Origin of the sequence: Mucilaginibacter dorajii, from assembly GCF_024808255.1 — a bacterium.
Taxonomy (GTDB): domain Bacteria; phylum Bacteroidota; class Bacteroidia; order Sphingobacteriales; family Sphingobacteriaceae; genus Mucilaginibacter; species Mucilaginibacter dorajii.
In genome coordinates, this window is record NZ_JANTYS010000006.1 from 51498 (window position 1) to 66964 (window position 15467).

Consider the following 15467-nt stretch of genomic DNA (forward strand, 5'->3'; position numbering starts at 1 on the left):
AGTTTTTGGATGTTTTGAAATTATACAATATGTTCTTTATCAGTGTTTAAAGAGTTAGTTGTTGCTGCCGACTGAAAACTGTTAACTGAAAACTGAAATTATTTTTAATTTGTTACTTTTTTAATTACATTTGCGCCTCTTTTAGAAAGTACAGAAGATAAGTTTATATATAATGAAAAAAGATCTGCATCCATCAAACTATAGATTAGTTGTGTTCAAAGACATGTCAAACGAATATGCCTTCATGACTAAATCTTGCATCGATACCCGCGAAACCATTAAATGGGAAGACGGTAACGAGTACCCATTGATCAAATTAGAAATTTCGCATACATCACACCCTTTCTATACCGGTAAAATGAAACTGGTTGATACTGCTGGTCGTATCGATAAATTCCGTACACGTTACAACAAGAAATAATTGCTTGTTTAATTAAATATTTGCAAGTCTCCCGACGTATCGGGGGACTTTTTTTATTTTTGCGCCATGGCTATTATTCTTTTTGACGATACTGCTCATCAAACTTTACTACCGCTTACTTACACCCGGCCCGTTGCCGATTTGCGCATTGGCATCCTTACCATTGCCGAAAAATGGGCTAAGTATTTAAATACCAGTACTTCGTTTTTTACGCTCGATTATTTACGGACTAAGTTTCCTGCAAATATTGAAGCCGATAACCTGTTTATCAACGGCGCTGTTTGCCCCGATGAGAATTTACTGGAAGCCATTGATAAGTTGCAAACCGGCGAGGCCTTAAAGTATAATGACCAATTACTGGCAGTAAAACTAACCGGTACCGATGCCGCCAGTTTTGATATATCTGCCCAATTTGACAGGGTCATCACTTATACCAACCTTTTTGTATCGATAAAATATCCCGAAGATATTTTCAGGAAAAACGATATCGAATTAAGAAAGGATTATGCGTTGCTTATCAAGGGACGAACCAGTTCGACTATAAGTTCAACCAACGTCATCATCGGCAATGATTTTTTTGCCGAAGAAGGTGCTATAGCCGAGTGTTCAACTTTTAATACCACCAATGGCCCCATTTACTTATCAGCTAATACCGAAGTATGGGAAGGTACTCACATTCGCGGTGCTTTTGCCATTTGCGAGCACTCGCAGGTTAAAATGGGGGCTAAAATTTATGGTGCTACTACAGTTGGCCCATATTCAAGGGTTGGTGGCGAGCTGAACAATGCCGTAATATGGGGATATTCATCTAAAGGGCACGAAGGTTACCTGGGTAATTCTGTTTTAGGCGAATGGTGTAATATCGGTGCTGATTCCAATAACTCCAACCTTAAAAATAATTATGATGAGGTGCGTTTATGGGATTACACTACCCAGCGTTTTCGCAAAACCGGCTTGCAATTTTGCGGGTTAATCATGGCCGATCATTCTAAATGTGCCATCAATACCATGTTTAATACCGGTACTGTAGTAGGGGTTAGTGCCAATGTTTTTGGTGCAGGCTTCCCACGCAATTTTGTGGCCGATTTTTCATGGGGAGGGGCGCAGGGTTTTGAAACTTACGCTCTCAAAAAGATGTTTGATACAGCCCAAAAGGTATTTGACCGCCGCGATCACCGTGAATTTAATGAGACCGAAAAAGATATATTGAAGACCGTATTTGAATTAACCGAGGAGTACAGGAGATTTTAGTTTTTGGTTTATTGAGTTGATTAGGTTAATTGAGTTGAATGCTTATATAATTAACGAATCTTAACTTAATCCAACCTAATCAACTAACTCTAACTTAATTAACCAAATCTAACCCAATCAACCCAATCCAACTAAATCAACATAATCTAACACAACATACAATGAGAAAAAAAATTATCGCCGGCAACTGGAAAATGAACCTTGATTATAATGAAGGTTTAGGCGTATTTACCGAAATTATCAACATGGTAAAAGACGAAGTCACCGGTACCCAGGAAGCAGTTATTTGCAGTCCTTTTATCCATATCAACAGCCTGGTGCAACTGGCAAAGGGTTACAATAAGGTATCTGTTGGTGCGCAAAACGCTCACCAGGCAGAGAGTGGTGCTTATACCGGTGAAATCTCAGCAAAAATGATCAAATCTATCGGCGCTGCTTACGTGATCCTTGGTCACTCAGAGCGTCGTCAGTATTTTGGCGAAACCAATGAGTTGTTGGCTAAAAAAACTGATACCGTATTGAAGCACGATCTTCGCCCAATTTTTTGTATTGGCGAAACTTTACAGGAACGCGAAGCTAATGAGCACTTTGATGTGATCAAATCACAACTGGTAGAAGGTGTATTTCATTTAGAAGCTGCTGAGTTCTCTAAACTCGTTTTAGCTTACGAGCCGGTTTGGGCCATTGGTACTGGTGTAACTGCAACATCTGCACAGGCACAGGAAATTCACGAGTTTATCCGCAAAGAAATTGCAGCTAAATACAGCCAGGAAGTAGCTGATGCTACTACTATTTTATACGGCGGTAGCTGCAACCCTAAAAATGCCGCCGAATTATTTGCCCAGCCAGATATCGACGGTGGTTTAATTGGTGGCGCATCCTTGAAATCACGTGATTTTGTGGATATTGTGAAAGCGTATAATTAAGATATGGGATATTAGATTTGAGATATGAGACGAACCGCATCTGCTCAATCGTTATAGTTTCAAACAGAATATCATAAATGATGTTAAGATATGAGTATTTGGGATTGAAAAAATCTCAAATCTCATATCCCACATCTCAAATCTAAAAAGAATGAAGACCTTCCTTCCGGTGATCATTGCATTTATGGGTTTTGCTCTCTTTGTGATAGTGAGCGATTTTACCCGTGCCATGCAAATAGGTGATATGGGGGAGGGGAATATTCATGCCTTTATGGCCTGTTTTTATTATTGCTGGCCACTGTATTTTGTTGTAGCTATACTGACACAGTGGATTATTATCAAACCTGTTTGGAATGCCATTGTATTACACTCGGCATTGGGTGCGTTAACAACTTTTATTATTGTAGCTGTTGTATGCGCGCTGGCAGCCGGTGGTGTAGCTTACTTTATCTGGGATGAAAATGCTGGTTATGATAACCTAACCTGGCTTGCTACCATTATGCTGTTCATTCAGTTGGCCTACTGGGGAGTTAACTTTTTCATTATGTTTTTGGTGACCGGTAAAACGGTAACGTTGAAGCATGCTATGAAAAAGAAGAGCCCCACCCAACCCTCCCCGGAAGGGAGGACTTAAAATATTAATAAAAGTCTCCCCTTCCGGGGGAGATTTAGAGGGGGCTATTTACTATGAACTATTACGAACTATTATTTACTACCATAACAACCGAAGATTATCAGCAAGATCTGCTGATCAATGCTTTGGGCGAGATTGGTTTTGATACTTTTGAAGAACTTGAACTTGGTTTTAAAGCTTATATCCCTGTTGACGATTTTGACGAAGCTAAACTGATCGAGCAGCTTTTACCTTATCGCGACCTGTTTACGTTTAGTTACGAGGTAACACTTATCCCTCAAAAAAACTGGAACGAAGTGTGGGAAAGTAATTTTGAGCCGATAGAAATCGGTAATGAAATTTACGTTAGGGCAACCTTTCATCCGGCTAAACCGGAGTTCCCTTACGAAATTGTGATCGACCCTAAAATGGCTTTTGGCACCGGTCATCATCAAACTACATCCATGATGCTGGCCATGATGTTGGAGAACGACTATAAAGCTAAAAACGTACTCGATATGGGCTGTGGTACAGGTATCCTGGCCATTATGGCCTCAAAACTGGGGGCAGCACAGGTGACAGCTATTGATTACGATCCTGTTTGTTACGAGAGCACTATCGAAAACTCTGCATTAAATCAAATCGATAACATTATCCCTCTTTGCGGCTCAAAAGAGGTTATTCCTGATGAGCAATGTGATACTATATTGGCCAACATTAACCGCAATATCCTAATTGACCAAATGGAGCGCTACGCCGAAGTGCTGAAAACTGACGGCGAGATCTATTTTAGCGGTTTTTATGAAACACCCGATTTAGACATCATCACCGATGAAGCCCGTAAGTATGGCTTAAAGTACATCGCCCACAAAAAAGATAAAGAATGGGTGGCGGCTAAGTTTGTGAAGTAGAAGCCAGCTCCCTCTAAATCTCCCCCGGAAGGGGGAGACTTTAATAAGCAGATTTTTAAGCCCTCCCTACCGGGGAGGTTTTGGGTGGGGCTAATATCCCAACGTAAACCTTCTTTTTACAAACTGGTTGTTTTCCAGTTCATCAAGGATTGCAATAGCCATATCTTCAACGCTGATCTCTGATTTACCATTTGCATCAAATACAGGTTCATCGGTGCCTAAACGGAATTTGCCTGTACGGGTGCCTGGGTGCAGGTTAATCGCCGGACTTAAAAATGTCCAATTCAATTCTTCTTCTTTTTTGATGGTATTAAGGTAATCACGGGCTGCTGTGGCGCCGGTTTTCCACTCAGCCGGGAATTGCGGGCTATCAACCAATTGCAGGCCAGGAGCGGCGTATAAGCTGCCTGCACCACCTACTACCAATAAGCGTTTAATGCCGGCCAGTTTGGTGGCTTGTTGTATGGCTTCAGATCCTTTAATGAAATCGTTATACAAATCAGGGTTGCCCCAGCCGGCGTTAAAGGTGTTTACAACGGCATCGTGGCCTTTCAATACTTCAGCTAATTTATCGGCAGCGTATACGTCTGCCGCGACAAGAGTAAGCTTATCATTTGTTAATGTGATTTTTTTAGGATCGCGTGCTATGGCGGTTACATCGCAACCACGGTTTAATGCTTCGTTTAATACGGCTGTGCCTACAAAACCTGTGGCGCCTATCAATGCTACTTTCATAATTATTGTTTTTGTATTGTAATTTAATTTGTTACAGTTTTGTTTAAATTTTTTTTAATTGAATTTATCGCCAAAATCGGCGAGAGTGATCGTTTTTAATTTATTTATGATGGTGGAGTTAACTTCTTCGGCTAATTCATCAAGGTGCTCACTGATCTGTTTACCCACAGGACAGGCAGGATTTGGTTTGTTTTTAGCCTGGCCTAAGGCTGGCTGCACTTTTACCGCTTTGTAAACATCACTCATCAGGATCTTTTTTGCCGCCATGCCAAGCGAATAACCGCCTGCTTTACCCTCCTTGCTATCAATGAGGCCATACTTGCGCAGGTTACTAATCTCCTTACGTACCAATACCGGATTAATGTTGATGCTGCCGGCAATATATTCAGACGACAACAATTCGCCCGGCTGCGCATTGAGTAGGGTAAGTATGTGTACTGCTATTTGAAATTGCCCGTTCATCTGTAATTTTTAATATTACAGTACAAATATAGGATGTGTATTCAGTAATGCAAATAGTTCTTAACTGTTATTTTTTAAATTACAGTTTAATGATATTTGGGCGGTTAATTGAGAGTTAATGGATGTTGAAATTCGCCTTCGTTGAATATTTACCACGCTCAAACACAGGTATTTGCTAATTGTTTTATATGTCTGCGGTTTTTAATAAAATATTGTGCAAATTAGTTGATAATTAGCCTGATAATAAATATTATTGCAAAGTAATTAACTTTTGCGAAACCTTCACTATTATTCAAATCAAATGAAAACACTTGGAAAAAAAATCAGACTGCTACGTCATCAAAAAGGGTGGAGCCAGGAGGATGTTGCAAAGCGGTTGGATATTTCCATTCCGGCCTTTTCGAAGATCGAAACCGGGATCACCGATATTAACCTGTCGAGGCTTGAACAAATAGCCACTTTGTTTGAGATGTCGGTAGTTCAGCTACTTACATTCAATGATGCCGAACAGGACCAAAAATTTGTTAACGAACTTGAAACCGTTAACAAGCGCTTAATGGATCGCGAAACAGAGGTTATTGATCTGCAAAAAAAGGTAATAGAGCTGTTTGAAGAGCTTAGGCACTCAAAAGCCACTGCATAAATTTATGCCCGGCTAAGCCGGGCATATTTAAAATATACAACGCATTGTTAAATGCTTTTTGCCAAATGTAGCCCCTACAGCTGCATGGATGGCTATCATTTTCTCATTAAAGTCTCCAACCCAGGATAATTCCAGCTCATCATATTGCTTCAAGGGCAAAACGTATTCTTTAAGTTTAATGAATATCGCCGATTCCAAACCGTGCTTTTGATATTTTTGTTTGGTACCCATCACAATGGCCCTCATACGTGATACGCCCTTCCACCGGTAATACAAAAATTTAAGTTTACCTATCAGGTTCAGTTTGCCATTCAACGGTTTGAGCATTTGATTGGCGTCGGGCAAAATGATTACAAAAGCTGCTGGTTCATCATCAATGTAAGCAAACCAGATTAGCTTTTCGTCCATCAGCGCTTTCATCTTTTCAAAACTTTCACGAATGGTAGCCTGGGTTATTGGTACAAAGTTTTCAAAATCGCGCCAGGCATCGTTGTAGATCTCGATAAAATCTGCCGCGAATTTGTCCATCTTTTTTATTTCAAAATGCCTGAAATTGTACCCGGGCTTTTTAATTACCCAGTTGGCTATTTTGGTAAACCGTTCTGAAAATGGCTTATTCACATCCAAATGATTGGTAATTTGCTCATATTGGGTTTTAAAGCCATAATCTTCAAAAAAGGCCCTGTAGTATGGGAAGTTATAGTTCATGCCATAGGAGGGATGGGTAAAGCCCTCAACCAGTAAACCCCAAAACGTATCATTCTCGCCAAAGTTGATGGGACCATCCATAGCCTGCATTCCATTATCCTTCAGCCATTTTTTGGCGGTATCAAATAATAAAAAAGCAGCTTCTTTATCATCTATACATTCAAAAAAGCCCATGCCGCCGGTTGGCTGGTCATAATGGTAAGCTTTTTTATTGTTGATAAAAGCTGCCACCCGGCCAATAGGCTCCTGGTTATCATTATAAAGCACCCAGCGGGTACATTTACCATCCTGGTGAAAATTGTTTTTGGCAGGATCAAACACCGCTTCCACATCATTATCAAGCGGACACACCCATACCGGGTCGTTCTTATAAAGTATGCGGGGTACGTTTAGGAAATCCTTTTTTGATGCTTTGTCTTTTACTTCTGTTATGATCATAGGGAGGTGATGAATATAAAAAAAGCATTCAGGGCATGTGCTCTGAATGCTTTACAAATACGTTATATGCGCGATTAATGATTAATAATCGTCGTCGTCATCATCATCAAATGAATCGTAACCTCTGCCCAGATCATCATCTAAAGGGCCGTCAAAATCATCATCGTCATCATCAACTTTTTTCTTCGTTTTTGGGTCGAGATTCAGATCGTCATCGTCTTCATTGTCATCTTCAGAATTGTCAATCTTCTTAGTGGTCGGTTTTTTTGGCGCTCCCATTGTAACGGATTTTTTTGTAAAACTTTGTCAATAATACTTTAAATTGGATAAAAAGCAGGATTTTTTTTTGAAAGCTTTTATTTCCTTATTCAATAGTAAAAATAATCAAAATCATTTTTATTAAAAATATGAAATAAAAATTATTCTGTTTGTTCGCCTATGGCTACAGAATTGGTTGTAAAATCCTTTATCTGAGGTAATTCCTGTATGCTGTTAATTCCAAAATAATCCATAAAAAGCGGGCTGGTGCCATATAAAATGGGTTTTCCAATAGCTTCAGACTTCCCTGTTATAGCTATCAGCTCTTTTTCGAGCAGTTTTTGGATCGAATAGTCGCAGTTTACACCACGAATTTGTTCCACATCTGTTTTGGTTACCGGTTGCCTGTAAGCTATAATTGCCAGGGTCTCTAATGCGGCCTGGCTTAATCTTTTTTTAGAGCGTTGCAACTGCAACAGGTTAATAACCGGGTGATATTGCTTTTTGGTAAAAAATTGGTAGCCGTTACCAACCTTTACCAACTCAATGGCCAGGTTATCATCACTATACTTTAGTTCGATGGCGCGAAGACTCTCGTTTACTTCATCGGCACTAAAATCTCGCTCAAAAGCAGCCTGCAGGCAGTACATGATCTCCTCCTGGCGGATACCTTGTTCTGATGCAAAGATGAGTGCTTCTATATGTTTTTCCATTAGTTATGAGTGGTGAGTTATGAGTATTGAGTGAAGAGCGTTAAATCAATAAACTAACTTAAAACTCAATACTCATCACTCAAAACTTAATAATTGATAACCTGTTCTTCAATTTCAACAGGCACATCCCGCCAGTCGTATTTTTGGGTACGCAGCTGGGGTTCAAAACCGGCTTCTTTGATGGAATCCTGGATGCCTTTAGCTGTAAACCGGTGTGGCGCGCCTGCTGCAGATACCACGTTTTCCTCAATCATGATTGATCCAAAGTCATTAGCGCCTGCATGTAAGCACAACTGCGCCACCTGTTTACCTACCGTAAGCCATGACGCCTGTATGTTTTTAATATTAGGTAGCATAATGCGGCTTAGCGCTATCATACGGATATATTCATCACCTGTTACATTATTGGTGATGCCACGTACTTTACGTAAAAGCGTGCCGTCATCCTGGAAAGGCCATGGTATAAAGGCCACAAAACCGTGATGTCCTTCGGGTTTTTCGGCTTGTACCTCACGGATCCAAACCAAATGCTCAAAGCGCTCTTCAATAGTTTCAATATGGCCAAACATCATGGTTGCCGATGTTGGCAGGTTGAGCTGATGGGCCGCACGCATTACATCTAACCACTCTTTACCACCACATTTACCCTTTGAGATCAGGCGGCGTACGCGATCGTTCAGTATCTCGGCACCAGCACCCGGGAGTGAATCCAAACCCGATTCTTTCATCGCCCTGAGCACATCTATATGGCTCATGCCTTCCAGCTTGGCCACGTGAGCAATCTCCGGCGGACCTAAAGAGTGCAGTTTTAGCTTGGGATACAGCTGTTTAAGCTCGCTGAACAGATCGGTATAAAACTTCAGGCCCAGATCGGGGTGATGACCGCCCTGTAACAGAAGCTGGTCGCCGCCGTAGCGGAAAGTTTCTTCTATTTTCTTTTTATAGGTCTCTATATCAGTAATATAGCTATCCTCATGGCCGGGCCTGCGGAAAAAGTTACAAAATTTACAGTTGGCTATACAAACGTTGGTAGTGTTAACATTACGGTCTATCTGCCAGGTAACCTTACCATGCGGAACCTGCTTTTTACGCAGTTCGTTGGCGGTGTACATCAAATCGGCAGTAGAGGCGTTGTTATAAAGATAAACCCCTTCATCCTGGGTTAAAAAATCAAACCGCAAAGCGCGTTGCAACAGATCGGCTGTGTTCATATACAAAGATACGTACTTCGGTTATTAATAGTTAATATCAAGATAAGATTGACAAATTAATGGTAATGGAGGTGTTAAATTTCGATGGTTTTAAGGCAAAATTCTATCAATAATTGAGAGTTTTTAGTACTAATTTTAATTGGTGACCTTAATAGAAATTAAGACCGATTATAACACCTACACCAATACATGAAAAGAACTAAAATTACCACTTTTGCCGCCGGCTTAATGTTGATGGCAACCTCAGCTACATTTGCCCAAACCGAAAATGCACCAATCCCCAAAGTTGTTACCAAAAATGGCAGGCATACCCTGCTGGTTGATGGCAAACCATTTTTAATGTTGGGCGGGCAAGCACATAACTCAAGCGGTTGGCCGGGTATGATGCCGCAGGTATGGCAGGCAGTGAAGGAGCTGCACGCCAACACCCTGGAGATCCCGTTATACTGGGAACAGATTGAACCGCAACAAGGTAAGTTTGACTTTTCCTTTATCGATACACTACTTGAACAAGCCCATGAGCATAAAGTACGCCTGGTATTGCTATGGTTTGCCACCTGGAAAAACGGGAGCAACCATTACATGCCGGGGTGGATGAAACAAGACCCAACCAAATACCCCAATATCACAGGTAAAATCGGCAAGCCCATTGATTCGCCTTCGCCACATGCAGAACCTACGTTGGATGCTGATATCAAAGCGTTTACCGCTGTGATGAAGTATTTGAAACAGGCCGATCCGCAACATACGGTGATTATGATGCAGGTTGAAAATGAGTCGGGTTCATGGGATACCATGCGCGATTACTCGGCCAAAGCCCAAAAGCTGTTTGAGGGTAAAGTGCCCGATGAATTACTTAAACCTGTCCTGTTAAAAGCCCTCAATGGTAACACCGGTGCCGGCAACACCTGGCAAAAGGTATTTGGCGACCGTGCCGACGAGTATTTCCAGGCCTGGAGCATCGCCCGTTTTGTAGGCAAGGTAGCTGCTGCCGGCAAGGCAGAATATGCCTTACCCATGTATGTAAACGCCGCCCTGCGCGATCCCTTGACCAATCCCATGGCTAATACTTACGAAAGTGGTGGCCCAACGGATAACGTAATCCCGATATGGAAGGCAGCCGCCCCGGCTATCGACCTGCTGGCACCCGACATCTACCTGCAAGGCAGCGAACGGGTTTTAAAAGTATTGGAATTATATGACCGCCCCGATAACGCGCTGTTTGTACCCGAAGCAGGTTTAATTGCCGATAACGCCAAATATATGTACGACGTGATCGCCCGTGGCGGTATTGGCTTTTCGCCCTTCGGCATTGATGATAATGGTCGCGGTTCAACTAAAGAGGAACTTGCCGAACGCCTTGCACCGTATGGTCGTGAATATGCCGCCTTTACGCCTATAATGAACGAACTTGCCGCCTGGGCTTATGAGGGTAAGATAAAAGCGGTTGTAGAGCATGAAGACCACGTCAACCAAACCATCGATTTGGGTGCCTGGCAGGCTGTTGTATCTTTTGGTAATGAGCTGCATCCGGCTGAAAACAAAACCAAAGCCGATGGCCGACTGATGATTGTTAAGCTGACCGACAATAAGTTTGTAGTGATTGCTGCCCAATGTCACATTACGTTTGTGCCAACCGGAGCCAATATCGGAAAAGCATGGCAGTATCTTAAGGTAGAAGAAGGTAAATATGATCACGGTACCTTTAAACCACTCCGCATTTTAAACGGCGACGAAACCGATTTCGGCGGCCCCCATTTTGGGATAACACCAACTGTTTTGCAGGTTGAGTTGATTACGAGGTAGTGGGGTAAGCTATTAACAGCGTCTCATTGCAAGTTTTGAAATCCGGTGGTCTATGAAGGTGGAAATGACAAAGCGACGAAAAACTTACGAAGTTTTAAAAACTTCGTAAGTTTGGGTCTACACCATGTCATTGCGAGGCGCGAAGCAATCGCGAACTATGCAAGTCTGCTCTTCATGCGTGCGATTGCTTCGTGCCTCGCAATGACATACTGTTTTATTTGAGTTTTATTTCACCTTCAGCGTATTATTACCCCTATTTAAATCTGGCAAAGCATTGTCCGGATCAATGGTGATACTATCAGCTTCCTCAGTTACCGGCAAGGTAACAGTCACCACCTTGCGTTGCAGCCAGGTTTCAACCGGCAGGTATTGGCGTTTTTTGCTGCCGTCTTTGTATTTAATTTCTACGGTAAATGGCATCGGCATCTGCTCTTTGTTTACCACGGTGATTTTTAATCCCTTAATTCCCTCGGCAGTTACGTTCTTAGCATCTATAATAGCAATATCTGTCGACCAGTTGTTATAGAACCAGCCCTTCCAAAACCATGACAGGTCTTCGCCCGCGCCGCTTTCCATCGATCTGAAAAAATCATCTGGCTGCGGGTGTTTAAATGCCCATTTGTTGATGTAATTGCGGAAAGCGTAATCAAACCTATCCTTACCTAAAATTTGCTCACGCAATAAAACCAGGCCAAATGCGGGTTTGTAGTAAACCATAGGGTGGCGGTATTTTTCGGGGATAGCATCCGCCGCGGTCATCATAATAGGGGCGTTAGGATCAGAGATTGTTGGGATGATCTCATCGGCCGGGTTACCGCCACCAGGCGCATATTCGCCATCGCGTTTAGGGGCGTATTCGCCTTTGTTAAAAGCATCTGAGGCGTAAATGTCAATAAAGGTGTTAAAGCCTTCATCCATCCAACCAAAGCGGCGCTCGTCAGATCCTACAATCATCGGGAACCAGTTATGGCCAATTTCGTGCGCGGTTACCCAGTACAATTCGCTTCCTTTATCGGTAATACCGTCAAAAACAATCCCCGGGTACTCCATACCACCTGCAATACCGGCCTCGTTAATGGCTACAGGGTAGGGGTATACAAACCATTTTTCGGAAAAGTACTCTATCGATTTTTTCAAATATTCAGTAGCGCGGTTCCAGGCGTTGGCACCTACACTTTCGGCAGGGTAAACCGACATGGCCAGGGATTTTTTACCACCGGGTAAATTTACCCGCGCGGCATCCCATACATAAGCTTTCGACGCGCCAAAGGCCACATCGCGGGTGTTTTGCATTTTAAAGTGCCAGGTTAAAGTACCCATATTCACCGGGCGGCTTGCCGGATCGGTAACATCGGCCAAACTGCGGATCATGATAGTTTTATCGCTGTTGCGGGCCTCGTTAAGTCGGGTTAATTGTTTGGCGGTTAACACTTCCTGCGGGTTCACCAACTCGCCAGATCCGGCTACGATCATATCCCATGGCACGGTAACCAGGTAGTCAAAGTCGCCATAATCGAGGTAAAACTCGCCCGCGCCTAAAAATGGCAGGGTATCCCAGCCGCGGCTATCATCATAAACACACATACGCGGAAACCATTGAGCTATCTCATAGATCTTGCCGTTTTTGGTATCCACATAATCGGTGCGGTTCCCAAAATCGCCCGGGATGGTGTAGTGGTATTTTATTTTTAGTTTGATAACGCTTTTGGTAAGTAAAGGGCTTTTTAGCCTAACCTGCATCCGGGCGTCGTTAATTACATAGTCAACATTTTTTGCAACGTTGCCGGTAACTACACTTACCGCTTCAATTTTATAACCATCGGTATGTTGGTTTAAACCGGGTGCCCTACCGGTGAAAAAGTTGGAACGGGCATCTTTTTTATAGGTATTTTGATCAAGCTGCAACCACAAATATTGTAAGGCATCAGGACTGTTGTTGATGTAATCGATAGTTACCGTACCACTGATGGTTTTGCTCGCTGTATCTAACTTTACGTTGATGGTGTAGTTAGCACGGTTTTGCCAGTATTTGGGGCCCGGTTCGCCGTTGGCCGAGTGAAATTCATTCCCTTTATCGCTGTAAAACTGGGGTGCAAAAGCCGCTGCCGGGTTATAGTTTGATGTGGTATCATCGGGGGTAATCTTCCGTTTTTGCGCGTTTGCGTTAGCAGCTAACAAAGCAAGTAAGCTAATACCTATAAAATTTATTTTCATGAAGATGATTTTAAGCACACAAGATTATGGAAATCTTTTAAAGATTACCGGGTAATTTGAGCAAAAACGCCCGTTTTATTTATACTTTTTGGCTCACCGAATGTGTTAAAACAGGATCTTTTACTTAACACAGGAAGCAAATTTCCCCGATTGGGGACATATAAAATCAAATATACAAAAAAATGACGTCTATAACAATCTGGCGAGCGAGGTTTTATAAGATTTTTTGTAATGTTTTAAGAAATTTATATATCGTTTGTTTTATTTAAATAATTGATAATTAACTATTTAATTGTTTATGAACTACTCTTATGACACACCTCCCGTGCACTTTCGCATACCTTTTGGCACCCTTACATCAACCTTTTGATGTACCTGTCGATAACCTCCCGCGCACCATCTTTTTTTGATTGGGATGATGTCGAAATATTACCTTGTTTTTGGATGGTTGGCCTGGATTTTTGCGGTCGAATATTTTTTTGAATTTGTTTTATGGAAACCGAAACCCGGCTGCATCTTATCATCAAATAGCAACAAAGATGACCCCGATCAAAAATATAAGCATCCCTAAACCTTGTCACCAATCATGGCAGCAAATGACCCCGGCTGATACCGGCAGGCATTGCCAAAGCTGCTGCAAAACAGTTACCGATTTTACCCAAATGAGTAACCAGCAAATCATTGAACACCTGTCGCTTACCCAAAATGTGTGCGGCAGGTTTAATGACTACCAGTTGAATGGCATCAATTACAAGCTGTATGCCGATAACCTGCCGGCAACAGGTGGCTGGAAAAGACTGGCCATGGCATTGAGTATTATTGGTGCAGGCTTTTCGTTCAAGGCATCGGCCCAAACCAAGCCGGCAGCTGTAGAGCAGGGGCCTGGTTTAAAAAACGATTTAGCAACAGAAAGCACTACTACGATGGGGAAAATCGCCCGTCCGGATTCAAGTGGCTTCAGAGTGATAACAGGGCATGTAACCGATGACAGGAATGAAGCCATACCGGGAGTTTCCATAAAGGTATCCACTGGTTACAACGGAACTTTAACAGACATGAACGGGAATTTTAGGCTAAGGGTGTCAAACACCGTTACCCATTTTACAGCAAGTTTCATCGGTTTTAATACACAAACTATAAATATTGGCGCGGATAGCGCGTATCCTTTAAAGCTTCAAATGCAGGCCGGGTTGTTGGGCGAAGTTGTGGTAACGAGGCGAGCCTCATTTATCAGGCGTGTTTATTACAGGTGTATCAGAAGGCCTATCCGTAAGATATTTAATTGAAATATGGAAAATGTTTTTGAAAGGAGGCACCTACGGAGCCATGACAGGATGTTTGGTTTGCAAGCTATAAACACGGGGCTGCGCTGCAGCCTGAAAATTAAAATATTTAAGGCCGTATATACAATTGTTTTACACTTCGTCAGGAGTATCGGGTTTATAGCAAATCATAAACTCTCGCTTCGCCGGCTCTGTAGGTGCCTCCTATAATTAAAGTTAAGTTTATAACACCAGTATTTAAATGCCCATTATTGAATTTGCAAATGTTACGTATCAAAAGCATCACTATTCCCACACCTTGCCACGAAGTATGGCACGCCATGCAGCTTGTGGATAGTGGCCGCTATTGCCAAAGCTGCTGTAAAACAGTAACCGATTTTACAACAATGACAAACACGGAGATCATCAACTATTTTAGTTATCATACCAATGTTTGCGGCAAGTTTGCGCCTTTTCAACTTAACAGTTTGAATCAGCAATTGGTTCAAAATAGAAAGAACATGGTTTTTTGGAAAAGGATAGGTGTAGTTGCTGCTATGATTGTATTTATTCCTTTTGCCAGGGCAAATGCCCAGAAAAAACATAAAACGGAACAGGCCCCTGTCAAATTTAATCATCGCGATACGCTGAAGGTAAGTGTAAAAGGATTAGGCGCTACGGATATAAAAATACAGCCTGCTTTGCCCGAGATTAAAAATGGAGATTTAACACAGATGGACGGACGCCTGTTATTGGGAACAGTTGGAGGTATAGTAGCTTCGGGGACTTATACTTCAACTATCCGCAGTAATGTTACACAGGTTTATACGTCGGTTTATGATATGTTAATTGGGAATTAAAAATAAACTACTGCATATATTTATTAAAAAGGAAC

General features: G+C 42.2%; 16 protein-coding genes. 9 read left to right on the forward strand and 7 right to left on the reverse strand.

All coding sequences use genetic code 11. The features are described 5' to 3' along the window. The first annotated feature begins 172 nt into the window (after nucleotides 1–172). The 5 genes from FHS10_RS09800 to prmA all read left to right on the forward strand — a co-directional run bounded on the left by FHS10_RS09800 (nucleotide 173) and on the right by prmA (nucleotide 4122). Entirely contained in the window at nucleotides 173–421 is a 249-nt protein-coding gene (locus tag FHS10_RS09800; RefSeq protein WP_184550243.1) for a type B 50S ribosomal protein L31, read from the forward strand. A gap of 66 nt (nucleotides 422–487) precedes the next feature. Then, the gene (locus FHS10_RS09805; protein WP_259089916.1) at nucleotides 488–1672 is read left to right on the forward strand and encodes a GlmU family protein; all 1185 of its coding nucleotides are present in this window, start codon (nucleotides 488–490) and stop codon (nucleotides 1670–1672) included. Nucleotides 1673–1833: 161 nt separating this feature from the next. Then, nucleotides 1834–2598: a triose-phosphate isomerase gene (tpiA, locus tag FHS10_RS09810; RefSeq protein ID WP_259089917.1), complete on the forward strand. Its 765-nt coding sequence runs from the start codon at nucleotides 1834–1836 to the stop codon at nucleotides 2596–2598. 151 nt (nucleotides 2599–2749) lie between these two features. After that, on the forward strand, nucleotides 2750–3232 hold the full coding sequence (locus FHS10_RS09815) for a hypothetical protein (RefSeq protein ID WP_259089918.1): 483 nt from the start codon (nucleotides 2750–2752) through the stop codon (nucleotides 3230–3232). Nucleotides 3233–3285: 53 nt separating this feature from the next. Then, a complete protein-coding gene (gene prmA / locus FHS10_RS09820) occupies nucleotides 3286–4122 on the forward strand; it encodes a 50S ribosomal protein L11 methyltransferase (RefSeq protein ID WP_259089919.1) in 837 nt (278 codons plus the stop codon). Between the two features lie 90 nt (nucleotides 4123–4212). Here prmA and FHS10_RS09825 read toward each other — a convergent pair whose 3' ends face one another. Together FHS10_RS09825 and FHS10_RS09830 are read right to left on the reverse strand one after the other, a co-directional pair. After that, the gene (locus FHS10_RS09825; protein ID WP_259089920.1) at nucleotides 4213–4857 is read right to left on the reverse strand and encodes an NAD(P)-dependent oxidoreductase; all 645 of its coding nucleotides are present in this window, start codon (nucleotides 4855–4857) and stop codon (nucleotides 4213–4215) included. A gap of 54 nt (nucleotides 4858–4911) precedes the next feature. Beyond that, nucleotides 4912–5319: an Rrf2 family transcriptional regulator gene (locus tag FHS10_RS09830; RefSeq protein WP_259089921.1), complete on the reverse strand. Its 408-nt coding sequence runs from the start codon at nucleotides 5317–5319 to the stop codon at nucleotides 4912–4914. A 301-nt stretch (nucleotides 5320–5620) separates the two neighbouring features. Here FHS10_RS09830 and FHS10_RS09835 point away from each other — a divergent pair, with 301 nt between their 5' ends. Continuing rightward, entirely contained in the window at nucleotides 5621–5962 is a 342-nt protein-coding gene (locus FHS10_RS09835; RefSeq protein WP_076378169.1) for a helix-turn-helix domain-containing protein, read from the forward strand. Nucleotides 5963–5989: 27 nt separating this feature from the next. On the opposite strand, the gene FHS10_RS09840 is transcribed toward FHS10_RS09835, so the two are convergent. The 4 genes from FHS10_RS09840 to mqnC all read right to left on the reverse strand — a co-directional run bounded on the left by FHS10_RS09840 (nucleotide 5990) and on the right by mqnC (nucleotide 9290). Then, nucleotides 5990–7108 (reverse strand): GNAT family N-acetyltransferase, encoded by a 1119-nt coding sequence (locus tag FHS10_RS09840; protein ID WP_259089922.1) that lies wholly within the window; start codon nucleotides 7106–7108, stop codon nucleotides 5990–5992. Between the two features lie 81 nt (nucleotides 7109–7189). Further along, complete coding sequence (locus tag FHS10_RS09845) at nucleotides 7190–7387, reverse strand: hypothetical protein (RefSeq protein ID WP_259089923.1); 198 nt, start codon at nucleotides 7385–7387, stop codon at nucleotides 7190–7192. Between the two features lie 140 nt (nucleotides 7388–7527). Beyond that, nucleotides 7528–8079: an SMC-Scp complex subunit ScpB gene (gene scpB / locus FHS10_RS09850; RefSeq protein WP_259089924.1), complete on the reverse strand. Its 552-nt coding sequence runs from the start codon at nucleotides 8077–8079 to the stop codon at nucleotides 7528–7530. A gap of 86 nt (nucleotides 8080–8165) precedes the next feature. After that, nucleotides 8166–9290 (reverse strand): cyclic dehypoxanthinyl futalosine synthase, encoded by a 1125-nt coding sequence (gene mqnC / locus FHS10_RS09855; protein WP_259089925.1) that lies wholly within the window; start codon nucleotides 9288–9290, stop codon nucleotides 8166–8168. A 189-nt stretch (nucleotides 9291–9479) separates the two neighbouring features. Here mqnC and FHS10_RS09860 point away from each other — a divergent pair, with 189 nt between their 5' ends. After that, complete coding sequence (locus tag FHS10_RS09860) at nucleotides 9480–11096, forward strand: DUF5597 domain-containing protein (RefSeq protein ID WP_259089926.1); 1617 nt, start codon at nucleotides 9480–9482, stop codon at nucleotides 11094–11096. 225 nt (nucleotides 11097–11321) lie between these two features. Here the strand turns inward: FHS10_RS09860 and FHS10_RS09865 are convergent, their stop codons facing one another. Next, nucleotides 11322–13310 carry a M1 family metallopeptidase gene (locus FHS10_RS09865; protein WP_259089927.1) on the reverse strand — a complete coding sequence of 663 codons (1989 nt, stop codon included), beginning with the start codon at nucleotides 13308–13310 and terminating at the stop codon, nucleotides 11322–11324. A 539-nt stretch (nucleotides 13311–13849) separates the two neighbouring features. On the opposite strand from FHS10_RS09865, the gene FHS10_RS09870 reads away from it, so the two are divergent. Both FHS10_RS09870 and FHS10_RS09875 read left to right on the forward strand, forming a co-directional pair. Next, nucleotides 13850–14596 carry a carboxypeptidase-like regulatory domain-containing protein gene (locus FHS10_RS09870; protein ID WP_259089928.1) on the forward strand — a complete coding sequence of 249 codons (747 nt, stop codon included), beginning with the start codon at nucleotides 13850–13852 and terminating at the stop codon, nucleotides 14594–14596. Between the two features lie 260 nt (nucleotides 14597–14856). After that, nucleotides 14857–15432 (forward strand): hypothetical protein, encoded by a 576-nt coding sequence (locus FHS10_RS09875; RefSeq protein WP_259089929.1) that lies wholly within the window; start codon nucleotides 14857–14859, stop codon nucleotides 15430–15432. Nucleotides 15433–15467 lie beyond the last annotated feature (35 nt).